Source organism: Blastomonas sp., from assembly GCF_030373265.1.
Taxonomy (GTDB): domain Bacteria; phylum Pseudomonadota; class Alphaproteobacteria; order Sphingomonadales; family Sphingomonadaceae; genus Blastomonas.
In genome coordinates, this window is the sequence record NZ_JAUCZC010000005.1 from 118,972 (window position 1) to 141,092 (window position 22,121).

The 22,121-nt window shown below is 64.1% G+C and carries 19 protein-coding genes; 4 read left to right on the forward strand and 15 right to left on the reverse strand.

Translation table 11 applies throughout. From position 1 onward, the window contains the following. Positions 1 to 88: 88 nt before the first annotated feature. Entirely contained in the window at positions 89 to 1,837 is a 1,749-nt protein-coding gene (locus QUV11_RS04780) for a DUF885 family protein (protein WP_300880821.1), read from the forward strand. Between the two features lie 3 nt (positions 1,838 to 1,840). Here QUV11_RS04780 and QUV11_RS04785 read toward each other — a convergent pair whose 3' ends face one another. The 5 genes from QUV11_RS04785 to QUV11_RS04805 form a co-directional block, all read right to left on the reverse strand. Beyond that, positions 1,841 to 3,274 carry an indolepyruvate oxidoreductase subunit beta family protein gene (locus tag QUV11_RS04785; RefSeq protein WP_300880822.1) on the reverse strand — a complete coding sequence of 478 codons (1,434 nt, stop codon included), beginning with the start codon at positions 3,272 to 3,274 and terminating at the stop codon, positions 1,841 to 1,843. After that, positions 3,274 to 5,397, reverse strand: coding sequence for an indolepyruvate ferredoxin oxidoreductase subunit alpha (locus QUV11_RS04790; RefSeq protein WP_300880823.1), 2,124 nt, complete (start codon positions 5,395 to 5,397; stop codon positions 3,274 to 3,276). The genes QUV11_RS04785 and QUV11_RS04790 overlap by 1 nt, the downstream gene beginning before the upstream one ends. A 6-nt stretch (positions 5,398 to 5,403) precedes the next feature. Further along, positions 5,404 to 6,183, reverse strand: coding sequence for a cyclase family protein (locus QUV11_RS04795; RefSeq protein ID WP_300880824.1), 780 nt, complete (start codon positions 6,181 to 6,183; stop codon positions 5,404 to 5,406). 149 nt (positions 6,184 to 6,332) lie between these two features. Further along, positions 6,333 to 8,147 carry a tetratricopeptide repeat protein gene (locus QUV11_RS04800; RefSeq protein WP_300880825.1) on the reverse strand — a complete coding sequence of 605 codons (1,815 nt, stop codon included), beginning with the start codon at positions 8,145 to 8,147 and terminating at the stop codon, positions 6,333 to 6,335. A 178-nt stretch (positions 8,148 to 8,325) separates the two neighbouring features. After that, positions 8,326 to 8,799 (reverse strand): MarR family winged helix-turn-helix transcriptional regulator, encoded by a 474-nt coding sequence (locus tag QUV11_RS04805; protein ID WP_300880826.1) that lies wholly within the window; start codon positions 8,797 to 8,799, stop codon positions 8,326 to 8,328. A gap of 399 nt (positions 8,800 to 9,198) precedes the next feature. On the opposite strand from QUV11_RS04805, the gene QUV11_RS04810 reads away from it, so the two are divergent. Next, positions 9,199 to 10,524 (forward strand): M24 family metallopeptidase, encoded by a 1,326-nt coding sequence (locus QUV11_RS04810; RefSeq protein WP_300880827.1) that lies wholly within the window; start codon positions 9,199 to 9,201, stop codon positions 10,522 to 10,524. A gap of 18 nt (positions 10,525 to 10,542) precedes the next feature. Here QUV11_RS04810 and QUV11_RS04815 read toward each other — a convergent pair whose 3' ends face one another. The 8 genes from QUV11_RS04815 to QUV11_RS04850 are packed head-to-tail and all read right to left on the reverse strand — an operon-like array spanning position 10,543 to position 18,076. Continuing rightward, complete coding sequence (locus QUV11_RS04815; RefSeq protein WP_300880828.1) at positions 10,543 to 11,718, reverse strand: acyl-CoA dehydrogenase; 1,176 nt, start codon at positions 11,716 to 11,718, stop codon at positions 10,543 to 10,545. Positions 11,719 to 11,735: 17 nt separating this feature from the next. Continuing rightward, a complete protein-coding gene (locus tag QUV11_RS04820; RefSeq protein WP_300880829.1) occupies positions 11,736 to 12,146 on the reverse strand; it encodes a RidA family protein in 411 nt (136 codons plus the stop codon). Next, complete coding sequence (locus tag QUV11_RS04825; RefSeq protein WP_300880830.1) at positions 12,143 to 12,547, reverse strand: thioesterase family protein; 405 nt, start codon at positions 12,545 to 12,547, stop codon at positions 12,143 to 12,145. The genes QUV11_RS04820 and QUV11_RS04825 overlap by 4 nt, the downstream gene beginning before the upstream one ends. Next, positions 12,547 to 13,713: an acyl-CoA dehydrogenase family protein gene (locus tag QUV11_RS04830; protein WP_300880831.1), complete on the reverse strand. Its 1,167-nt coding sequence runs from the start codon at positions 13,711 to 13,713 to the stop codon at positions 12,547 to 12,549. Before QUV11_RS04830 ends, QUV11_RS04825 begins: the two co-directional genes overlap by 1 nt. Next, complete coding sequence (locus QUV11_RS04835) at positions 13,713 to 14,522, reverse strand: enoyl-CoA hydratase family protein (protein ID WP_300880832.1); 810 nt, start codon at positions 14,520 to 14,522, stop codon at positions 13,713 to 13,715. Before QUV11_RS04835 ends, QUV11_RS04830 begins: the two co-directional genes overlap by 1 nt. Continuing rightward, on the reverse strand, positions 14,519 to 15,016 hold the full coding sequence (locus QUV11_RS04840; RefSeq protein ID WP_300880833.1) for a MarR family winged helix-turn-helix transcriptional regulator: 498 nt from the start codon (positions 15,014 to 15,016) through the stop codon (positions 14,519 to 14,521). The genes QUV11_RS04835 and QUV11_RS04840 overlap by 4 nt, the downstream gene beginning before the upstream one ends. Beyond that, entirely contained in the window at positions 15,013 to 15,774 is a 762-nt protein-coding gene (locus QUV11_RS04845; RefSeq protein WP_300880834.1) for an SDR family NAD(P)-dependent oxidoreductase, read from the reverse strand. The genes QUV11_RS04840 and QUV11_RS04845 overlap by 4 nt, the downstream gene beginning before the upstream one ends. A 1-nt stretch (position 15,775) precedes the next feature. After that, complete coding sequence (locus QUV11_RS04850) at positions 15,776 to 18,076, reverse strand: bifunctional salicylyl-CoA 5-hydroxylase/oxidoreductase (RefSeq protein WP_300880835.1); 2,301 nt, start codon at positions 18,074 to 18,076, stop codon at positions 15,776 to 15,778. A gap of 141 nt (positions 18,077 to 18,217) precedes the next feature. Here QUV11_RS04850 and QUV11_RS04855 point away from each other — a divergent pair, with 141 nt between their 5' ends. Both QUV11_RS04855 and QUV11_RS04860 read left to right on the forward strand, forming a co-directional pair. Next, positions 18,218 to 19,387 (forward strand): pyridoxal phosphate-dependent aminotransferase, encoded by a 1,170-nt coding sequence (locus QUV11_RS04855; protein WP_300880836.1) that lies wholly within the window; start codon positions 18,218 to 18,220, stop codon positions 19,385 to 19,387. Positions 19,388 to 19,429: 42 nt separating this feature from the next. Further along, the gene (locus QUV11_RS04860) at positions 19,430 to 21,082 is read left to right on the forward strand and encodes a DUF885 family protein (RefSeq protein WP_300880837.1); all 1,653 of its coding nucleotides are present in this window, start codon (positions 19,430 to 19,432) and stop codon (positions 21,080 to 21,082) included. 28 nt (positions 21,083 to 21,110) lie between these two features. Here QUV11_RS04860 and QUV11_RS04865 read toward each other — a convergent pair whose 3' ends face one another. After that, a complete protein-coding gene (locus tag QUV11_RS04865; protein WP_300880838.1) occupies positions 21,111 to 21,515 on the reverse strand; it encodes a RidA family protein in 405 nt (134 codons plus the stop codon). A 23-nt stretch (positions 21,516 to 21,538) separates the two neighbouring features. Next, a complete protein-coding gene (locus QUV11_RS04870) occupies positions 21,539 to 22,027 on the reverse strand; it encodes a VOC family protein (protein ID WP_300880839.1) in 489 nt (162 codons plus the stop codon). Between the last annotated feature and the right edge of the window lie 94 nt (positions 22,028 to 22,121).

The window sequence follows — 22,121 nt, forward strand, 5'->3', positions numbered from 1 at the left end:
CACGCGCTTTAGCCGAAAATTGCGGCAGTGCAATCGGCCAGCGGGGCATGTGCGCCAACGGCATAAATCTCACGAAAGGCATGGGCTGATGACAGCACAATTCGGGACGGTGTTTGCCCGGCGGGCGCGCATGTTGGCACTGATGGGGACCGCGCTGCTGCTCGCCGCGGCCGCACCTCCGACTTTCCCCGATCTGGTCGCGGACTATGAGCGCTTCTCTGCCGACTATCCGATGGAGGCGGGGCGCTCTGACCCGTCTCGATCGCGCACCGGCTGGCCCGAGGAATCTCCTGCCGCCATGGCATCGCGCCGCGCGGCGCTGGCGCAGATCGCCGCCGCGCTCGATGCGCTCGACGGGCAGACGCTGCCCGACGAAGATCGGCTGAACCGCGATTACCTGCGCGAACTGATTGGCTGGCGGATCGAAGGAATCGATTTCGACGAGCGCCGCTTTGCCTTCGTCGCCCACGAAGGGTTCTACAACACGCCCTATTCGCTGGCGCGCGGTATGGACTTGCGCACCGAGGCCGAGGCTGTGGCTTGGGTCGAGCGGATGCGCGGCATTCCCGACTACTTCGCGGCCCAGCGCACCAATCTTGAGCGCGGGGTCGCCACCGGCTGGACGCACCCGAGCGTGGTGATCGACGTCGCCGTCGCGGTGCTGCGCAACCAGATTGCGGTGCCACTGGCCGATGACCCGATGCTCGCTCCGCTCAAGGCCTATCCGACGGCACTGACACAAGCGCAGGGCCTGATCGAGCGCGAGATCCGTCCGGCGCAGCGCGCTATGCTCGCTTTTATCGACGGACCCTATCGCACACAGGCGCGCGCCGATCTGGGCGTTGCGGCGGTCCCCGGCGGGCGGGCCTATTACGACTTTCTGCTGCGCTATTACACCACCACCGATCTCACCGCCGAACAGATCCATGCGATGGGACTGTCGGAGGTCAAGCGTATCCGCAGCGAGATGGATACGGTGATTGCTTCCACTGGGTTCGAAGGCAGCTTTGCCGAGTGGCTGCGTTTTCTGCGCACCGATCCGCGCTTCTATGCGACCAGCCGCGAAGGGCTGATCGAGAAATACGCCGCCGCATCCAAGCGGATCGATGGCGTCCTGCCGCGCTATTTCTCGGTGCTGCCACGCCAGCCCTTTACCATCGTGCCGGTGCCGCGTGATCTGGAGGAAGGCTATACCACCGCGCGCGGTGGCGGCGGCGGGGACTTCGCCAAGGGGTTCGCCGGGACGTTCGTGGTCAACACCTCTCACCTCGATCAGAGGCCCCTTTACGAGGTTCCGGCCCTGAGCCTGCACGAGGCAGCGCCGGGGCATCACACGCATTTTGCCTTGAACAAGGAGAACCAAGCGCTGCCCTCGTTCCGTCGCGCTGGCGACCTGCTGGCGTTTCGCGAGGGATGGGCGCTGTATGCCGAGCGGCTGGGCCATGAGATGGGCGTGTACCGCGATGCCTATGAGCGTTTCGGTAGCCTCTCGACCGAGATGTGGCGCGCCTGCCGGATGGTGGTCGACACCGGCATCCATGTGATGGGCTGGGACTATGCGCGCGCACGGCAATGCTTCGAGGACAACACGGCGCTGGCCGATATCAACATCGATACCGAGCTGGCGCGCTATATCGGTGCGCCGGCAGGGGCGGTGGCGTACAAGGTGGGCGAGCTCAAGATCATCGAACTGCGCGGCCGCGCCGAGCAGGCGCTGGGTGACCGCTTCGACATCCGCGCATTCCACGACCTGATCCTGGCGCAGGGCCAGTTGCCGATGACGCTGCTTGAACAGAAGGTCGATGGCTGGATCGCGCTGCAACGCCTGCCGCGCTGATCGTCAGCCTGCGAGCGCGGCCTGCAGCGCATCGCCCTTTTCATCTGCCAGCGCCGCCTCCCGCAACCGGGCAATTCCGGACGCGCTGAGCCCGCCTGAGCGATAGCGTTCGATGATCCGGTTGAAATTGTGCAGCCCGCGCTCGAAGGTATCGCCATAGCCCTTGATCAGACGCTGGCATTTGACCAGTTCGAGTGCAACGTCCGGATCGGCCGAGCGCACGATATCAAGCCACGCTTCGATGCGCGCCTGTTCGGTCTGGTAGCGCAGCGTGCTGCGGCGCCAGCACCGACCCGAGGCCAGCACCGACAGCATCAGGAACCAGCGCAGGCTCGTCGTCTCGACATGCCGTCCCTTGGTGAACATGCCGCCCAGCCAGCCCGACAGGCGGGGGCTGGCCAGGATCGTACGGCCCATCCCAGCAGGCAGGGTTTCGCAGATCTCCTCGAGCCGGGGATGCATATATTCGGTGAGCTGGACGATCTGATCGTCCTTGGCCTTCACTTCTGCGCGCACCCGCTCGAAGCGGGTTTCGCGAACCTTCAGGTCGGCAACGCGGATCGTATCCTCGTAAGACATCCACAGGGCAAGATAGCGGGCTGCCTCCGTGATCAGGTCCGCGTTGCCGGACAGGCTTTCCAGCCTGGCAAGATAGAGGTCCGCATAGGCCGGGTCCTGATAATCCATCAGTCGGCGTGCGCCCTCAATGGCGAAATACTGTGCCGCCTGCGGCAGGTTGGCCTGAATGCGCGCCTGCAGCGCGCGTCCCTTCTCGGTCGACGCAGTCGGCATTTGCTGCGCATCGAGAGGGGTGGCCGAGTCGCACAATGCTGCAGCATGGCCTGCAGCAAAACCACGCAGATTGGCTTCCACCGCCTTGCCGCCCGAGACGATCGCCGCCTCGAAGGCATCGCGACCAAAGGGCAGCGCACCGCTGGCGCACAAGGCGCCGAACATCACCGAACTGATCACGCTGCCCGCGCGCTCGGCGGCGTCCTCCATGTCGAAGCCGATATACCGGCCCGCGCGTTGCTTGGCTGCCGCGATGATCCGCTCGCCGCTGGCGCGGCCGTCGCCCATCGCCGATTTCTCGTCGATCGCATAGACGCGGTGGGTCGATCCGATCAGCACCGTTCTGTCTGAAACGAAGCCGCGCAGGATAGCGCGGCCTGCCTCCATAAGCTCCGAGGCGACGACGATGTCGACATCGCCCGGAACCGGCATCAGCGCGAGCAGCGGCGTTGCTGCCTCGCTGCGGGGCATCATCTCGACATAGTAAACCGTGGCGCCGGTGCGCTGTGCAACGCCGGGAACCGAGGTGCCTTGGGTTACATAGCCGTTGTTCGCACCCAGCTGGACGATCCAGTCGGCGAGCACGCCGCCGCCTTGGCCGCCGAGCCCGAGCACCGCGATCGAAATGCGTCCGGATGTGCTCATCAAAAGGCCCTCGCGGCGATCTTGCGCGCCGAGCGGCGCTGCAGCGCGCTGATCACCCAGCCGCGCAGGCGCTGGCGGATGCGGTCGGCACGGTTGGGGTTGGAGATGACATGCGCCTTGTAGAAAGACGGGCACAGCACCGCAGCATGGCTGACTTCGCCGCACACGCCGCAGCCGACACAGCTGTTCTCGACATGCGCGACCGGGTCCTGCCGCAGCGGGTCCGGGTTGGCGCGGATGGTGAGCGACGGACATCCCGACAGCCGGATACAGCTATGGTCGCCGGTACAGGTGTCGGGATCGACGCCGAAACGCTCGCGCACCACACGCTGGCCCGATTTGAGCGCCTTGGCGATCTGCGGCTTGATCCGGCGCTGGCGGTTGAGCTGGCATTCGGACTGCGCGACCAGCACTTTGGGGCCTTTGTCCGGCGAGGTCAGCGCGTCGTGGATCGCATCGCGCATCCCGGCGACATCATAGGTGCGCGTGCGGGTCTTGGCCCAGGTAATGCCCACGCCGCGCACCGCCTTTTCGATCGGGTTGTTGGTCTTGCGTTGCGGTGTCGTGGCTTTGGAAGACAGAATGTCCTGCCCGCCCGTCGCGGCCGAATAGCCGTTGTCGACGATGATCGTCAGATTGTCGTCCTGGTTGAACACCGCGTTGCCGATGCCCGAGGTCAGGCCGTTGTGCCAGAAGCCGCCATCGCCCATGATCGCTACCGCACGCTTGCCCTCGGGCTTGAACGCCGATGCGCCCGCGGTGCCGAGGCCATAGCCCATCGTCGTGTTGCCGATGTGGAACGGCGGCAGGATCGAGAACAGGTGGCATCCGATATCGGCCGACACATGGAGCTCGCCGATATCCTTCTGCACCAGCTTCATCGCCGAAAAGATCGGGCGCTCGGGGCACCCGGTGCAGAACCCCGCCGGCCGCTGCGGCACGGCGGTCGGGGGCAGGGCGGGGGGCTGGACCGGCATTTCCGCCGGCGCCCGGTCAGGGGCATGTGCCCGCAGGAACTTTGCGACACCCTGCTTGATGACATCGGCGGTGTACTCGCCAGAGCGCGGCAGCATGTCCTTGCCCGCAATCCGGGTGTTGAGGTCTGCACGGCGGACCAACGTGTTGAGTTCGTGCTCGATGAACTCGGGCTGGCCTTCCTCGACGATCAGCACCGCGCTCTTGCCCGCGCAGAACGCCTGTACCTCGTCCGGGATCAGGGGATAAGTGACGTTGAGCACGTAGACCGGCAGCACGGCGTTGCCATACGCATCCGACAGCCCGATTAGCTCGAGCGCGCGGTTGAGCGAGTTGAACAGCCCGCCCTGCACGATGATTCCGATATCGTCCTGCGCGGTCCCGAAATGCTCGTTGAGGCCGTGGTCCTGAACATACTTGATCCCGGCAGGCCAGCGCTTTTCGATCTTCTCGACTTCGTGCGCAAAGTTGGCGGGCGGCAGCACGATCCGGCTGGTGTCGCGGTGCGGCGTCTGCGCCGCCTCGGCGACGGTGAGCGGCGGGCGCCGGTTGTCGCGCGCAACAAAACTACCGGTCATATGGCAGGCGCGGACGCGAAGTTCGAGCATCACCGGCGTGTTCGAGGCCTCGGACAGCGCAAAGCCGTGCTCGACCATATCGACCAGCAGCGGCAGGCTGGGGCGCGGATCGATCAGCCACATCTGCGATTTCATCGCGAAGGCGTGGGTGCGCTCCTGCATGATCGAGGAACCCTCGCCGTAATCTTCGCCGACGATGATCAGCGCACCACCCGTGACGCCGCCCGAAGCGACGTTGGAGAGCGCGTCGGAGGCGACATTGGTGCCGACCACCGATTTCCACGCGACCGCGCCGCGCAAGGGGTAGTTCACCGAGGCAGCCAGCATGGCGGCGGCGGTCGCTTCGCTGGCGGAGCTTTCGAAATGAACGCCGAGGCCGGCCATCAGCTCGCTCGCATCGGCGAACACATCCATCAGATGGCTGATCGGCGAGCCCTGATAGCCCCCGACATAAGCGACCCCCGATTGCAGCAGCGCCTTGGTGACAGCCAGGATGCCTTCGCCTTCGAAGGCCTCGCCATCGCCGATCTTCAGTCGCTCGACTTCAGCCTTGAAGGACCGTTCGGCCATGGTGCGTCACGCCGCCACGAGGGCGAGAACGCGCAACGGGCTGCCCGACCCGCCCTTGATCTTGAGCGGTGCGGAAAAGATAACCGCCCCGGTCGCAGGCAGCTGATCGAGATTTTCGAGACATTGCAGGCCATAGCGCCCGGCGGCGTGGAACAATGTGTGCGCAGGATAGGCAGGCTCGAGCAAATGGGCCTGGCCAGCGTCGGTGCCAATGGTTTCGACCCCCAGGCCATGCGCATCGCGTTCATCGACGAGAAATTTCACCGCCTCGGCCGAGGGCCCGGGGGTATGCGCGCCATCCTTGCGGCGATTGGTATAGGCATCGACATCGCGCTTGGACCAATCGGTGCGCAGCATGATCCAGCTGCGCGGAGCAATTCGACCGTGCTCAGCCTCCCAGGCCTCGATATCGGCGACGGTGAGCAGATAGTCGGGATCGGCAGCGGACTGCTGCGAGATGTCGATCACCACGGCAGGCGCGATGAAGTCGGCAGGGGGTACGGTATCGACCGCATTGTCGGCGAGATCCTTGCCGGTGATCCAGTGGACCGGCGCATCGAAATGCGTTCCGGTGTGCTCGCTGACGGTGAAGTTGTTCCAGTACCACGCGACACCGCGTTCGTCGTAGCGCGAGATCTCCTCCTGGCTGAAGGCCGCGCACTGACCGAACTCGGGCGGGAGGACAAGGGTGGGCGTGTCAGGCGACAGCGTCTGGGTCAGATCGACCGTACGAATGGCGCCCGATGCGACCGCGCCTGCGAGCTGCTGAAGAATCTCGGTGGTCATGCTCATCCCCTTGTATTGGTTGGCCCTTGCATTGGTTGGCCCTTGCATTGGTTGGCCCTTGCATTGGTTGGCCCTTGTACTGGTCGGCCTTGATCTGGGCGGAATGTGAAAGATTAAACTTGCAGATGCAAGTATATTCGGACGCTGTTTCAGTCTGCCGGAACGATGTCGAAAGCGATGGTGGTGCGATGCGCCGTATCGGCAAACGGAACCGTGCCGTGGTAGAAATAGGATGGAAACAGCACCAGCAGGCCTGGCTGAGGCCGGACCTGCTGCAGGATCTGTTCGCGCTCGCCCAAATGCATACCGGTCTCGCCGAACTTGAGCCAGCCGCTGTGGCCATCGGCGACGGCATCGGGAACGGCAACATAATACACAGCGCTGATCCAGCCTTCGGGATGGATATGGTTGGTATGGTGCCCTCCGTCGCTCAGCCGCACCGACCACGACCCGGAAAACGCGAAGGCCGTGGTTTTGCGCGAACTGAAGGGGTGGGTGGCGTCGTCTGGCAGCGCCAGAATGTAGCGGCGCACCGCCCGTTCGATCATCTCTCGCACCGGTTCGATCTCTGGCAGGGTGCGGGCAAACAGGTCGTCCGTGGTCTGCGTGCCGCCGCGCAGCGTCTGCTCGAGCGGATGGTGCCGACCTGTATGCAAGGCATTCAGCGCGGCATCGAGGTCTTGGTTGAATGTATCGGTTTGTCCGTTGTCCGGCACCAGCAATTGCGTCCCGATCAGCGCCGGATCCATCAGCCATCTTGCCCGCACATCGCCGGTGAGCCGCCAGACCAGGGCCTGCAGCGCCAGCGCCTGCTGGTCTGTCGGGTCGTTCGCAAGCAGGCGTGCGATGCGCGGAGCGGCACTGTCGAGTGCGCCGCAGATCACCAGACAGCGTGCGGATTCGCGCAGCGCTGGGGCGTGGTCAGCGTCCAATGCCAATGCCGCCGCGAAGGCGGCGAGGGCGTCGTCCGGTCGGCCAGCAGACCACAGGGCCCGCCCCTGCTCGCAGCGCAGATCGGCGCCGCCTGTTCCGCCGGTCGCTGGACCGTCCAGAAGCGCCGCGGCCTGATCGGCATGGCCGCAAAGCGTGAGACGGTTGGCCAGGCCGCACAGCAAGGCCGCATCATTGGGGCTGTCCGTCAAGGCCTGGCGATAGCTGTCGAGATGGCCCTGGCTATCGCCCTGTTGCCACAGCATCCGGCTGAGCGAATCGTGGATCGAGGCGTCGCCTGGCGTCAACGCAATGGCACGACGATAGGCGGCCGCGGCCTCGTCAAACCGCCCCAGATCCTGCAGGCAGTGGCCCAGATTATAGGGAATGACTGCCTCGCCGGGAGATCGTGCCTCGCAATCCCTTAACAGGGGCAAAGCATCGCTGGCACGTCCCGCCAACCGCAAGGCGACCGCGAGATTGTGCATCCATGGCGCATGACCGGGGCGCAAGGTAAGAGCGCTGCGGTATGCGTCGATCGCGCCGCGATTGTCGGACATCGCAGCGCAAGCTTGGCCCTGGACTGCCCAGGCGCGCGCAGAACCGCCATCGGTTGCGGTCAGCGGCGCGAGCGTTGCCTTTGCCTCGGACGGCTGGTTCAGTGCGATCTGCGCCAGCGCCAGATTGATCCGGGCCTCGGCATAATCGGGCATCAGCGCTAGCGCCTGCTGGTAGGCATTGGCCGCGGCGCCGTGATCGCCGAGATCCTTGAGGCTGTTGCCCAGATTGTTGAGAACATGCGGCTGATTGGGCTGCTGGGCCAGCGATTGGTGAAAATAGTCTGCGGCCAAGCGGTGGTTTCCACGCTGCCGCGCGACCATTCCCATCAGCTGGAGCGCATCGGGCTGGTTTGGCGCGATTGCCAGTAGACGGCCAAGCAGAGCCTCGGCGTCATCAAGGCGGCCCGATCTGGCCATCGCCATCGCCTGGTTAAGCCAGTTGCCCAGGTCGGCCTGTGAGCGTGTCCGTTCCACCTCGGCTCCCGCATCCGCGCCCTATCCCATGATCGGCGGGCGCGATGCAGCCAAGCAAACTGCACACGGAGCGTCAAGCTATTCGCGCATTAATTCACGTGCAAATTCACCTGTTTCAACACCCGATCGGGCTGGCGGGGTCGGGATGTGCAAGCGACACCGCCGCATCATCCGATGCTTATTCGATCGGCAGTTTGCCAAGATTGTCGCTGATCTTCTTCAACGTTCGAAGAAGATGGGCGATGTCCCGGTTGTTGATCCCCGCCATTGCACGGGTAAACTGCCGCCCGACGATCGGGGTCAACTTGCGCAATGTCTGCTGTCCGGCCGCGGTCAAAGTGACTTCGGTGATCCGGTTGTCTTCTGGATTCGATTCAGTTGAGACCAGCCCCTGTTCGATCATCCGGTCGATGATCCGGCTGATGGTCGAGCGTTTGGTCAAGGCCGCCTCGGCAATCGTCCCGATACTTGCGGGCTGGTGCTCGCGCAGCACCGTCATCACGCGATAGATCGGCTTGGACACCCCGTGCTTGTGCAGCACCTTGTCCATATCCTCGTGATATTTGAAGTCGGCATGCGCCATCAGGTAGAATGGCGAGTTCTCCAGGCGGAATGTTGGACTGCTCGGGTCATAATCGCCGCGATTTTCCACGTTCTCCCCTTCCTGCTGCGTCGATGCTGTTTTCGACCTAGTGCTCATGTGTTTATCAAAAGCCTTAATTGATCAAGCGGTTCCATCGGCATGGACCGGGTAGGAAGGTCGAATTAGCCGAATACATGTGTATTTGCACTGAGTTATAGCCGCTGACGGATTGAAAATGAATGGATGTCCCGATGGAAATCCAGCGTGCGCGCTACAGTCCGGATCGCGTGCGTCAAGCGATTGCAGCGGGCAATGCGGTCAACGGAGGGGAAGGCAGGTCCAGACTGCGGAGCCCTGGCAATCTGCAGCGATTTAAGAAATTGACAAGAATCGCGTGAAGTTGGATGTAATTTGACGGAACAAGTTGCGCTTCGGGCCTATGGTCCGTTGGGCGGTAGGGAGGTTGCCATGCGTCAAATGCGTTCGGGAATAGGCACGCTGCTCGCAGTGTCGCTCGCCATGGCGGCGAGCGCGCCTGCTGATGCGCAAGAAGCGCGGCAGCGTTGGGAACAATTGTGCCAGATCCGCAAGGACAAGCTTGATCTTGTTCTCCCCGAAGCGATGCGCGAGAACGACATCGACATGTGGATCGTGGCTTCGCGCGAGGGTCACGACGACCCGAATGCGGCGTTGCTTGGCGGTGGCTATGTCGGCGATGTCGGGCTTTATGTGTTCACGGACCGGGGAGCGGGCCGCATCGAACGGGCTGCGATGGGGGTCGGAGGAGCGGCGTTCGACCAGTGCCCGCTCTATGATATCAAACAGTCGCCTGCAGACCTTCGCGCCTTCGTTGAACAGCGCAATCCGAAGCGGATCGGCATCAACATCGCCAGCGAGATCGGCACCGCCGATGGGCTGAGCCATTCGCTGCACGAAAAGCTGCGCGAGGTGCTGGGTCCCGATCTGTCTTCGCGGCTGGTTTCGGCTGAAAAGCTGGTATCCGACTTTCGCGGGCGCCATACCGTCTCCGAAATTGCGGCCTTTGCGCGCGCGGGCGAGTATTCGCGCACCATCGCAGAGCGCGCATTCTCGAGCGAGGTGATCACCCCCGGCAAGACCACCACCGGCGACGTTGCCTGGTGGATGATGGAACAGTTGCACAAGGAAGGCCTTGGCAACAGCTTCGGCATCCCCAGCATCTATGTTCTGGGCCCGGGCCCGCGCGGGCCGGTGTCCGGCGACCATATCATCCAGCGCGGCGACCTGCTGACCATGGACTGGGGGGTGAACTACCTCACCGCCTATACCGACATGAAGCGCATGGCCTATGTGCTGAAAGCGGGCGAAAATGCGCCGCCTCCTGGTGTGCAGCGCGCCTTCGACAAGGCGCTCGAAATCCGGCGGATGATCCTCGATGTGGTCAGGCCGGGCGTGACCGCAGGCGATGCGCTTGCCGCGGTCAACCGCCAGGTTGCGCAGACGCCGGGGCTCGCCTTGGGGCGCTATGATGACCCCGTCGCCGATCCCAAGGTTTCCGATGTCGTCATCGGCAGCCATTCGGTGGGCGATCTGGGGCACGGCTCGGGCCCGTCGATGGCGGACTTCAATCCGCTGCGGATGACGTACACGCTGCGCCCGAGCAACTTCCTGTCGATCGAGCTGTTCCTCTACACCCCGGTGCCCGAGTTCGGCGGACGCAAGATCAAGATCCCGCTCGAGGACAATGGCGTGGTGACGCAGAGCGGGCTGGAGTGGGCCTATCCCCCTGCCAGCCGCATCCTGCTGGTCAAATAAGCGCGGCGGCGCGCGCGATCAGAAGGCGGGAATGCCCGTGATCGCGCGGCCCAGGATCAGCGCGTGGACGTCATACGTGCCTTCGTAGGTGTTGACGGTTTCCAGGTTCATCGCGTGGCGCATCACCTGATATTCGCCGCTGATGCCGTTGCCGCCCAGCATGTCGCGCGACATGCGCGCGATCCCGAGCGCCTTGTCGACATTGTTGCGCTTGACGATCGAGATCATCTCGGGCGCGAACTGGTCTGAATCCATCAACCGGCCGACCCGCAACGACGCCTGCAGCGCGAGGGCAATGTCGGTTTCCATGTTGGCGAGCTTGTTCTGGAACAACTGCGTCGCTGCAAGCGGGCGGCCGAACTGGTGCCGGTCGAGGCCATATTGCCGTGCGGTGTGGAAACAGAATTCGGCAGCACCGATCGCGCCCCAGCTGATGCCGTAACGCGCGCGGTTGAGGCACGAGAACGGCCCCTTGAGGCCCTCGACATTGGGCAGCAACGCGTCGTCCGGAACCTCGACCTCATCCATCAGGATCATGCCGGTGATCGAGGTGCGCAGGCTGAGCTTGCCTTCGATCTTGGGCGCGGACAGGCCGTCCATGCCCTTGTCCAGCACGAAACCCCGGATGGCGCCATTGTGCGCATCGGACTTGGCCCACACCACGAAGACATCGGCCAGCGGTGCGTTGGAGATCCACGTCTTGGCGCCGCTGATGCGGTAGCCGCCATCGATCTTGGTCGCGCGGGTGCGCATGCCGCCGGGGTCGGATCCTGCATCGGGCTCGGTCAGCCCGAAACAGCCGATATACTCACCGCTTGCGAGCTTGGGCAGATAGCGCAGCTTCTGGTCTTCCGAACCGAAGGCATAGATCGGGTACATCACCAGGCTGGATTGCACGCTCATCATCGAGCGATAGCCCGAATCGACCCGCTCGACCTCGCGCGCCACCAGGCCATAAGCGACATAGGATGCGCCAACGCCGCCATAGGCCTCCGGGATGGTCGGGCCGAGCAGGCCGAGCGCGCCCATTTCGCGGAAGATCTCCGGGTCGGTGGTCTCGTTGGCGAAGGCATCGATGGCGCGCGGCGCGAGCCGGCCCTGCGCATAGGCTTGTGCGGCGTCGCGGATCATCCGCTCGTCTTCGTCGAGCTGGGTGTCCAGCAGAAAGGGGTCGGCCCAATCGAACGTCTGCATGATAATGGTCCTTCGGATTATGCGCTGGCGGGGGGAACGACCGCGGTGGTCTCGATCTCGACCCGGGCATCGGCCTCGACCAGGCCTGCGACCTGGACGACTGCCATGGCGGGGAAATTCCGGCCGATCAGTTCGCGATAGGCCTCGCCGATCGCAGGTAGGCTGGCGATGTATTCGTCGCGGCTGGTGACATACCAGGTCATCCGCACGATGTGCTCGGGGCTGGCCCCGGCCTCTGCAAGAATGGCCAGGGTGTTGACCAGCACCTGGCGGAACTGCGTCCCCAGATCGTCTCCAACGATCCGTTCCTCGGCATCGAAGGCGACGACGCCTGCGGTAAAGACGAGGCGTCCGGTGGCGGCCACGCCATTGGCATAGCCACGCGGCCTCGGCCAGCCGGGGGGCAACAGGGTGTGATGGGCAGTCATGCGCTTTCCTTGATCAGTCGTTCGTGCAATTCAGACGGCCAGGGGTGCGATTTGCCCTCGGCCAGTTGGGTGAGGACTTGGGTGTAACGGACGGTGAAACGCCGTTCGCCGTCGCAGTCGATGTCGACCGTCAGATCGATCGAGCTGCGCCCGACCCGGGTTACGCTGACCGCGAAATCAAGCATGTCACCCAAGCGGCTGGGCACCGCAAAGTCGGCGGTCAATGTCACCGTCGGCAGACCGAGTCCCAGCACCATGTGCATCTCCCGCCGGTCGATGCCCAACACGGCGGCGGTCCAGTCTTCGATCGCCGCGTCGCACAGTTCGAAATACCGCGGATAGTAAGCGATGCCCGCAGGGTCGCAGTGCGCAAAGCGCAGCGGCAGGCAGGTGCGGAACATCAGGACCCGCTTTGAGCGAGATGCTGGCGCGCGATGACGACCTTCTGCACTTCCGATGCGCCCTCATAGATGCGCAGCGCGCGGACCTCGCGATACAAGGCCTCGACCGGTGCACCGACGGTGACGCCCATGCCGCCGAAGATCTGCACCGCCTTGTCGATCACCTGCTGCGCGCTGTCGGTGGCGTGGAGCTTGGCGAGCGCTGCCTCGCGGGTGTTGCGCTGGCCCATCACGTCGCGCAGCCAGCCCGCGCGATAGATCAGCAGCGCCGAGGTATCGACATCGAGCACCATCTCGGCGAGCTTGGACTGGGTGATCGCATTGTCCGCGAGCGTGCCTGCGCCCAGCTTGCGCGTCTTGGCGCGCGCGGTGGCCTCGTCGAGCGCGCGGCGGGCAAAGCCCAGCGCCGCTGCGCCCACGGTGGTGCGGAAGATGTCGAGCGTCGCCATCGCGGCGGCAAAACCGCGACCCGATTCGCCGAGCAAGGCGGTGGCAGGCAATGCCATGTCGGTGAAGGTCAGCGTCGCCAGCGGGTGCGGTGCGATGACCTCGATCCGCTCAGTCACTGCCAGCCCCGGAGTGTCCGCATCGACGATGAACGCCGAGACGCCCTTCGCACCTGGCGCCTCGCCGGTGCGCGCGAACAGCACGTAATAATCGGCAATGCCGCCGTTCGAGATATAGGTCTTGGCGCCGTTGACGACATAGCCGGTCGCGGTGCGCTCGGCGGTCGTTTCCATCGCCGCGACATCGGATCCCGAGTCGGGCTCGGTCAGCGCAAAGGCAGCGATCCTCCGGCCAGCGGCGACCTCGGGCAGATAGCTACGCTTCTGCTCTTCGGTGCCCAGCAGGCTGATCGTTCCCGATCCCAGGCCCTGCATCGCAAAGGCGAAATCGGCGAGACCCGAATAGCGCGCCAGCGTCTCGCGGATCAGCGCCAGCGAGCGAATGTCGAGCTGTTCGTGGATGCCGCCGAACGCCGCCGGCACGCAATAGCGCAGCCAGCCTGCTGCCCCTAGCGCCGCGACCAGATCGCGGCAGGCGGCGTCGATGTCGTGCGGATGGTCATCGGAAAGGTTCGCCGCGCACCAGGCGTCGAGCTCGATGCCGAGGCTGCGGTGGCTGTCGTCGAGGAACGGCCAGTCAAGAAAGCTGCGGTCGGCCATCAATCACCTGCAAATTCTGGAGTGCGCTTGTCGGCAAAGGCCTCGAAGGCGCGGCGGAAGTCGTTGGTCGCCATGCAGATCGCCTGCGCCTGTGCTTCCATCTCGATCGCGGTTTCAACCGACACCGCCCATTCGATACCGAGCTGGGTTTTGGTGATGCCGTGCGCAAAGGTCGGGCCAGCGGCGATCGAGCGCGCCAGCTTGGTCGCCTCATCGATCAGCTCTTCGGAGGCGACCAGCCGGTTGTGGAAGCCCCAGCGCTCGCCTTCTTCGGCGCTCATCATCCGCCCGGTATAGAGCAGGTCCGATGCGCGGCCCTGGCCGATGATCCGCGGCAGGATCGCGCAGGCGCCCATGTCGCAGCCTGCCAGGCCCACCCGGGTGAACAGGAACGCGGTCTTGGTGGCAGGCGTCGCGAGCCTGAGGTCCGATGCCATCGCCATGATCGCGCCTGCGCCGACGCAGATGCCGTCGATCGCCGCGACGATCGGCTGCGGGCAGGCGCGCATCGCCTTGACCAGATCGCCGGTCATCCGGGTGAAGGCGAGCAGTTCGGGCATTGCCATCTTGGTCAGCGGGCCGATGATTCCGTGCACATCGCCGCCCGACGAGAAATTGCCGCCCGCGCCGGTAACGATGATCGCCTTGACGTCGGTCGCATAGACCAGCGCGCGAAAGGTATCGCGCAGCTCGGCATAGCTTTCGAAGGTCAGCGGGTTCTTGCGGTCGGGCCGGTTGAGCGTGACGGTCCCGACGCCCTTGTCGAAGTGCCAGCTGAAATGCTCCGGCGAAAAGCTTTCGGGGTTCATGGCTGTTCCTTTCCTTTGTCGTCGGCCAGCGAAATCTTGAGCGCGCCGAGCAGATCGTACAGCGCGGCGCGCTGGTCGCGGGTGAGGCCCTCGAGCATCATGTCGATCCACTCGTGATGCGCTTCGGCAATGCCGGTAAAGCATTCGCGGCCAAGCTGCGTCAGCCGCACGATCGAGGCGCGACCGTCGGTGGGCGAGGGGGCGATGCTGATGTAATTGTCGCGCGCCAGCGTCTGGACGACCCCGGTGACGTTGCCGTTCGACACCAGCAGCTCCTGCGAAAGCTGCCCCATCGTCATCCCGGCGGGGTTGCGATCGAGCGCCGCCATGACATCGAAGCGGGGCAGGGTGATGCCGTACTGGTCGGCGAAGCGCCGCTTGAGGCGCTTTTCGATCACCGTCGTGCAGGTCAGCAGCCGCAGCCACAGCCGCACGTTGCTGCGGTCGACCATCTCGCCGTCGTGCTTTTCGCGGATCGCGCTCGCGCCTGTCACATCACTTCTCCACCGGCGACCATGATCGCCTGGCCCGTCACCGAGCGGCTGGCGGGCAGGCACAGCCACACCACCGCGTCTGCGACCTCTGCCGGGTCGATCAGTCGCCCTTGCGGATTGAAGCGGGTGAGCTGCGCGCGCGCTTCGTCGGCGCTGCGACCGGTCTTGGCCTGAATGTTGGCCACGGCGTCGCCGACGATATCGGTATCGGTAAAGCCGGGGCACACCGCGTTGGCGGTGAGGCTGGTCGCGGCGAATTCGGTCGCGAGCGCGCGCATCACGCCGATCGCGCCGTGCTTCGAGGCGACATACGGCGCGGTATAGCCATAGCCCTTGACCCCGGCCGTCGAGGCCACGGTGACGATGCGGCCCGCGGGTGCCGCGAGCAGATCGGGCAGCGCCGCCTGGCAGCAATGGAACAGCGAATCCAGATTGACCGCCATCGTCTCGTGCCAGGCTTCGGCGGTGACCTTGGCGAACGGGGCAGAGGGCGCAATGCCGGCATTGTTGACGAGGATGCCGATCGGCCCGTGCGCGGCGCGCGCCGCAGCGAACGCCGCATCGACCGCAGACCGGTCGGTGACATCGGCCTGCGCGACACAGGCACCCGGCAGGCTGGCGGCGATGGCCTCCAGCGGCTCGCGTCGCCGACCGACCAAGGTCAGCGCTGCGCCTTCGGCTGCCAGCGCGCGTGCAATCGCTGCGCCGATCCCCGATCCGCCCCCGGTGACGACCGCGTGAAGTCCCTGCAATCGCATATCAGGCCCTCAATGCCGCTTCCTGTTCCGCCGCGCGCTGCATGTTGCGCGCGAGTTGGCTCATGCCGCTCAGATAGGCGGGTGGAACCGCGACCTGGCGATACCCGTGCTGCGCTGCCGCGCGCAGCGTCCACATCGGATCGATCATGTGCGGGCGTCCCAGTGCGACAAGGTCTGCACGCCCGGCTGCCAGGATCGAATTGACATGATCGGTCTCGTAGATGTTGCCCACCGCCATGGTCGACACGCGCGCTTCGTTGCGAACCTGATCGGCGAACGGGGTCTGGAACATGCGGCCATAGACCGGCTGGCAATCGGCCCAGGTCTGGCCGGCCGAGACGTCGATCAGATCGGCGCCCGCCTCGTGGAAGGCCTGGGCGATCAGCACGGCCTCTTCCGGGGTGACGCCCTGGTCGCCCATCCAGTCGGTCGCCGAGATGCGCACCGACATCGGCTTGTCCGCAGGCCATGCTGCGCGCATCGCGGTGAACACCTCGAGCGGGAAGCGCAGCCGGTTCTCAAGGCCGCCGCCATATTCGTCGGTGCGGCGGTTCTGCATCGGGGTGATGAAGCTCGAGAGCAGATAGCCATGCGCGGCGTGCATCTCGACCATGTCGAACCCGGCCTCGATCGCCATCTGGGTCGCGGCGACAAACTGGTCGCGGACCATGTCCATGTCAGCGCGGGTCATCGGGCGCGGGGTCTGGTTGGCGGCGCTCCAGGGAACGTCGGATGCCGCGATCAGCGGCCAGTTGCCCGTGTCGAGCGGTTCATCCATTCCCTCCCAGCCCAGCTTGGTCGAACCCTTGGCGCCCGAATGACCAAGCTGCAGGCACATCTTAGCCTTGCTGTTCTGGTGAACGAAATCGGTGATCCGCTGCCATCCCGCAACATGCTCGGGCGCATACATGCCCGGGCAGCCCGGCGTGATCCGGCCTTCAGGCGAGACGCAGGTCATCTCGGTATAGACCAGCCCGGCGCCGCCCTGCGCGCGGGTGCCGTAATGCACGAAGTGGAAATCGCCGGGCGTGCCGTCGGTGGCGCTGTACATCGCCATCGGAGAGACGACGATGCGGTTGGCGAGTTCCAGCGCACGCAGCCTGAACGGCGCGAACATCGGCGGCGCGCCGGTGTCGCGCCCACCCGGGGCCTGCGCCTGGAACCAGCGTTCGACACCCTCCAGCCATGCCGGATCGCGCAACCGCAGATTCTCATGGCTGACGCGCTGCGAGCGGGTGAGCAGCGAATAGGCAAACTGGATCGGTGCGAACGGCAGATAGCGGTCGAGCGTCTCGAACCATTCGGTGGAATTGCGCGCGCTGTTCTGCAGCTTCAAGACCTCGATGCTGCGCTCGGCCTGATACTCGGCCAGCGCGTCCTCGCGCGACAGGCCCGGTCGGTTGAGCACCTCGGCCAGCTTGATCGCGTCTTCCAGCGCCAGCTTGGTGCCCGACCCGATCGAGAAATGCGCGGTGTGCGCCGCGTCGCCCAGCAGGATGAACTTGTCGTACGACCACTGGCCGGTGATGATCCGGCGGAAGTTCAGCCACGCCTGCGGCCCGGGCAGATGGGTGGCGTTCGACATCAGCGCATTGCCGTCGAGGTATTTCGCGAACAGCTTCTCGCACAGCGCGATCGCCTCGGGCTGGTCCATCGTATCGAGGCCCAGGCCAGCCCAGGTCTCGGGGGCCATCTCGACGATGAAGGTCGAAAGCTGGTCGTCGAAACGATAGGCGTGGGCCCATACCCAGCCCGCCTCGGTTGGTTCGAACGCGAAGGTAAAGGCATCGAACTGCTTGGCGGTGCCGAACCAGAAAAACTTGTTCTTCTTGACCTGAATGTCGACGTCGAACCGCTCGACATGTGCGGTCCGGATGCGGCTGTTGGCGCCATCGGCCGCGATCACCAGATCGAACTCAGCCCAGTCGGCAGGGTCGGTACTCGCTTCATGCTCGAAATGCAGCCCGATGCCGAGTTCGCGGGCGCGGTCTTGCAGGATGGCGAGAAGGCGCTTGCGGCCGATGCCGATAAAACCATGCCCGCTCGACCGGATGCATTCGCCGTGGATATGCACGTCGATATCGTCCCAATGGGTGAATTCGTCGCGGATCGTTGCGCCGCTCACCGGATCGTTGGCCATCAGATTGTCGACCGTCTGGTCCGAGAAGACCACGCCCCAGCCGAACGTGTCGTCGGGCCGGTTGCGTTCGTACACGTCGACAACGTGATCGGGATTGTGCAGTTTCATCGATATCGCGAAATACAGGCCCGCTGGACCTCCGCCGACGCATCCGATCTTCATTGCGTATCCCTCTTCGTGCCGAGACTCGATGGACCATATGCTAGATCGCACCGGAAATCGTTTCAAGCTTAAAACTTTAAGCTTGAAATATCGTATATCACGCAATTATTCACGTGTATGGGAATCACCGGAGATTTGAATATGAAGTGGCCAGCGCAACGTCTTTCGTCGGGATCCAAGAAAAGCTTCGGCATGTATGACGAGGCGTCGAAGCTCGATGCGCAGGGGGTCGATCTGATCCATCTCGAGTTCGGACGGCCGCATGCGGACACGCCCGAGCACATCAAGCAGGCCACCAAGGCCGCGCTGGATGCGGGCATCGTGCATTACGGGGATTTTCGCGGAACGCTGTCCTTCCGGCAGGCGCTGGTCAAAAAACTGCGCGACTTCAACAAGCTGGATTACGGCGTCGACGAGGTGCTGGTCACCAACGGGCTGACCCACGCTTCGTTCGCGGCGTTCATGGCGGCGATCGATCCGGGCGATGAGGTCATCCTGCTCGATCCCTATTACCCGCAGCATATCGGCAAGACCGAACTTGCGGGCGGCAAGGTGGTGATCGCAGGGCTCGACAAGGCCAACAACTTCGCGATCTCGAAAGAGAGGATCGCCGAAAAGATCACCGACCGCACCCGGATGATCGTGCTGATCAATCCCGCCAATCCGACGGGCCGGGTCTATACCCGCGAGGAGCTGCAGAACATCGCCGATCTGGCGATCGAGCACGACCTGCTGGTGCTGTCGGATGAGGTGTACGAATACATCACCTACGATCAGGCGCAGCATATCAGCATCGCGAGCCTGCCCGGGATGCGCGAGCGGACGATCACCTGCTTTGCCTTTACCAAGGCCTATTCGATGGACGGCTGGCGGGTGGGCTATGTCACTGCCGATGCGAAACTCATGCCCGCGATCCTGACCATCGCGATGACAGATGTGACCCATGTCAACGTTTTCGTGCAGGAAGGCGCGCGCGCTGCGGTCGAAGGGCCTCAGGACGCGATGCTGGCGATGGTCGAGGCCGACCGGCGCAAGCGCGACATCGTCGTCCAGGCGCTGAACCAGATGCCGGGCGTGACTTGCTCGGCGCCCGAAGCGACAATCTATGCCTTCCCCGACATCACCGGCACCGGCCGCAGTTCGCAGGACATTGCGATGGCGATCCTCAAAGAGGCGCACGTGGTCGTCGAGGCGGGAAGCTTTTACGGCCCCGCCGGCGAAGGCCACTTGCGCGTCTGTTTCGGATCGGAATCCGAAGCCCGGGTGACCGAGGCGATGGAGCGGCTGAGCCGTTTCTTCAACGCACTATAGCGGGCCACAATCGAGCAGGCCGTCACGACAGGGAGAATGATCATGAACTTCAAGATGCGTGTGATGGCCGGCTTGCTGGCTCTGCCGATGGTTGCAGGGGCGTGCGCCATTCCAGCCGCGGCGCAAGCCGAAGCTGCGACTGTAAGCCATGCCGATCTGGTTGCGCTGTATGACGAGTTCCGCGCGTTCGTCGCTCCGGACATGCTGGACGGCCTGCCCGATTACTCCCCAGCAGCGATGGCGCGGCAGTATGAGGGGTTGCGTGCGTTTCAGACGCGGCTGGCCGCCATTGACGACAGCCGCTGGCCGATCAGCCAGCGCGTCGATTACATGGTGGTTCTTGCCGAAATGCGCGGGCTCGAGTTTCAGCACCGCGTAATGCAGCCGTGGAAGCGCGACCCGGCATTCTATAGCACGACCAATCTGGGGTTCGGCCCCAAGATGCATGGTGCATTCGGCATCCCAAGCCTGCCGATCGATGCGGACAAGGCCATCGCTTTGCGAGCGAAGCTAGACGCGGTCCCCGGTGCGCTGCGTCAGGCCCGCGAGAACCTGACGGACGCGCGTGGCGATCTGGCCAGGCTGGCGATCGTGCAGAAACAGGTCGAGGTCAATGTGTTCGGCGAGCTGGCGGCGTCCGCCGCCAAGCTGCAGCCCGAACTGGCGGAGCCCGCAAAGCGCGCCCAGGCGGCCGCGGCCGAGTTCAAGTCTTGGCTGGAATCGATCGAAGCCGGCCTGCCAGCGCATGGCGGTGTCGGAAAGGACAACTACGCCTGGTATCTGAAAAACGTGCTGCTGCTGCCCTATACCCCTGAAGAGGTCGAGACGATCGGTGAGCGCGAATATCAGCGGCAGGTGACGTTCCTGAAGATCGAGGAACATCGCAACCGTGCGATCGCGATGCCCGAACCGGTCACCACACGCGCGCAGTTCGATGCCAAGCGCAAGGCAGAGGACGAGCACCTGCTCAAGCTGCTGCGGGACGGTGATTGGGTGACCATTCCCGATTATGTCGAGCACGATCCTGAGGAGGGGCCCTATCAGTTTCCGTTCGACCGCGATCCGTCCAAGCCAGGTCTGTTCGACCCCCCGCTCAAGCTTCATTTCTTCTTCGAAGCGGAGTTCCGCGACGGACTTCCGCTGCGTGCCCACAATCTGCCCGGGCATATGTTCGATTCGCTGCAGGCTGCGCGCGACACACGGCCGGTGCGCGGCAAGCCGCGGCTGTTCTTCGTCAACGGCCTGCGCAACGAGGGCTGGGCGTTCTATCTGGAGGAGATGATCCTGCAGGCCGGCATGCTGGAGGACCGCCCCAAGACGCGCGAGATCGACTATATCTTGGGGGCCAAACGCGCGGCGCGGGTGGTTCCAGAAATCCGGATGCAGGCCAATGAATGGACCTGGCAGCAGGCCAACGAATCCTTGATCGCGCGGACGCCCAAATGGATGAAGCCGGGCGATGCCGTGGCCCAGTTCGATATCGAGCTTTACCTGCGCCAGCCCGGCTATGGTATCGGGTATTATATGGGCAAGATCGAGCTCGAGAAGCTGCTTGCCGATGTCGCGATGCAGGAGGGCGAGGCGTTCGACATCAAGTCGTTCCACGACCGCTTCCGCGCCGCCGGATCGATCCCGATCTCCCTGATCCGCTGGGAAATGACCGGGCTCGATGACGAAGTGAAGACCATGCGCTGAGGGGCGCGTTAAATGGCTGGGGCCGCGGTCAGTCGATGACCGCGGTCGCCTCGATCTCGATCAGGAAGTCGGGCAGCGCCAGAGCCTGGACCCCGATGACGGTATTGGGCGCCGGTGTCGCGCCGTCGTAGAACGCCCCGACCTCGCCGAGCACTGGGCCCAATTTGTCGGGCGTGTGCCCCACGATATAGGTGCGCAGGCGCACGATGTGTGCCGGAGTGGCCCCGACCTCGGCCAGCACCTGCTTGAGGTTCGCCAGCGCCTGGCGGGTCTGTGCGGCGAGATCATCCCCGCCGACGACATTGCAGTCCTTGTCCCACGCGACCTGTCCGGCCAGTTGAAGCATGCGTCCGCCTTCGTGCAGCGCGGCGTGCGAAAAGCCATAGCCGACCGCATCGTACATTCCGGCGGGGTTGATCTTGGTGTTGGTCATGCCGTGTTCCTTCGGTGCGGGTGTCAGTCGACGATTTCAAGCTGGTGCCCGAACGGATCGAGCACGTAGACATTCTTTTTGCCTGCCAGCGGACCGGCATCGATGTGGATAATCTCTAGCGGGGTGCACCCATGCGCGGTGAGATAGGCGAGCGCCTTGTCGACGTCGTCGACTTTGAGCCCGAGGTGATGGCCACCACGATCGCAGTTGCGCGGCAGATCGGACCGGCGGTCGTCAGGCTTGTCATACTGGACAAGCTGGAAGTTCATGTTGTCGGTGAGCTTCATCATCACCAATGTCATCCGCGCACCGGGGACCCCGACATGGGTTTCCATCCAGTCCCGTCCCTGATCGTCGACCGGCATGTCGGCGGCATCGAGCGGGCCCATGCGGAAAAGCTCTTCGGCGCCGATCACGTTGCAATAGAACGCCACCGCTGCCTCGAGATCGGGCACGGTCCACGAGATATGGTCGACCGAGAGGAATACGGGTTTGTCCGGTGCCGATGTCATGCAGGAGTTCCTCTAAATACGATGGCCCATATTGCGGGGCAGGGTGCGGGCCTGCAATGCAATGAATGTAAAGACATCGTTGCTTGAAGCGCAA

Excerpts from the sequence above, each read along its gene's own strand:
- QUV11_RS04780 (WP_300880821.1), top strand. The coding sequence starts at position 89 with ATGACAGCACAATTCGGGACGGTGTTTGCCCGGCGGGCGCGCATGTTG.
- QUV11_RS04785 (WP_300880822.1), bottom strand. The coding sequence starts at position 3,274 with ATGAGCACATCCGGACGCATTTCGATCGCGGTGCTCGGGCTCGGCGGC.
- QUV11_RS04790 (WP_300880823.1), bottom strand. The coding sequence starts at position 5,397 with ATGGCCGAACGGTCCTTCAAGGCTGAAGTCGAGCGACTGAAGATCGGC.
- QUV11_RS04795 (WP_300880824.1), bottom strand. The coding sequence starts at position 6,183 with ATGACCACCGAGATTCTTCAGCAGCTCGCAGGCGCGGTCGCATCGGGC.
- QUV11_RS04810 (WP_300880827.1), top strand. The coding sequence starts at position 9,199 with ATGCGTCAAATGCGTTCGGGAATAGGCACGCTGCTCGCAGTGTCGCTC.
- QUV11_RS04815 (WP_300880828.1), bottom strand. The coding sequence starts at position 11,718 with ATGCAGACGTTCGATTGGGCCGACCCCTTTCTGCTGGACACCCAGCTC.
- QUV11_RS04820 (WP_300880829.1), bottom strand. The coding sequence starts at position 12,146 with ATGACTGCCCATCACACCCTGTTGCCCCCCGGCTGGCCGAGGCCGCGT.
- QUV11_RS04825 (WP_300880830.1), bottom strand. The coding sequence starts at position 12,547 with ATGTTCCGCACCTGCCTGCCGCTGCGCTTTGCGCACTGCGACCCTGCG.
- QUV11_RS04830 (WP_300880831.1), bottom strand. The coding sequence starts at position 13,713 with ATGGCCGACCGCAGCTTTCTTGACTGGCCGTTCCTCGACGACAGCCAC.
- QUV11_RS04835 (WP_300880832.1), bottom strand. The coding sequence starts at position 14,522 with ATGAACCCCGAAAGCTTTTCGCCGGAGCATTTCAGCTGGCACTTCGAC.
- QUV11_RS04845 (WP_300880834.1), bottom strand. The coding sequence starts at position 15,774 with ATGCGATTGCAGGGACTTCACGCGGTCGTCACCGGGGGCGGATCGGGG.
- QUV11_RS04850 (WP_300880835.1), bottom strand. The coding sequence starts at position 18,076 with ATGAAGATCGGATGCGTCGGCGGAGGTCCAGCGGGCCTGTATTTCGCG.
- QUV11_RS04855 (WP_300880836.1), top strand. The coding sequence starts at position 18,218 with ATGAAGTGGCCAGCGCAACGTCTTTCGTCGGGATCCAAGAAAAGCTTC.
- QUV11_RS04860 (WP_300880837.1), top strand. The coding sequence starts at position 19,430 with ATGAACTTCAAGATGCGTGTGATGGCCGGCTTGCTGGCTCTGCCGATG.
- QUV11_RS04865 (WP_300880838.1), bottom strand. The coding sequence starts at position 21,515 with ATGACCAACACCAAGATCAACCCCGCCGGAATGTACGATGCGGTCGGC.
- QUV11_RS04870 (WP_300880839.1), bottom strand. The coding sequence starts at position 22,027 with ATGACATCGGCACCGGACAAACCCGTATTCCTCTCGGTCGACCATATC.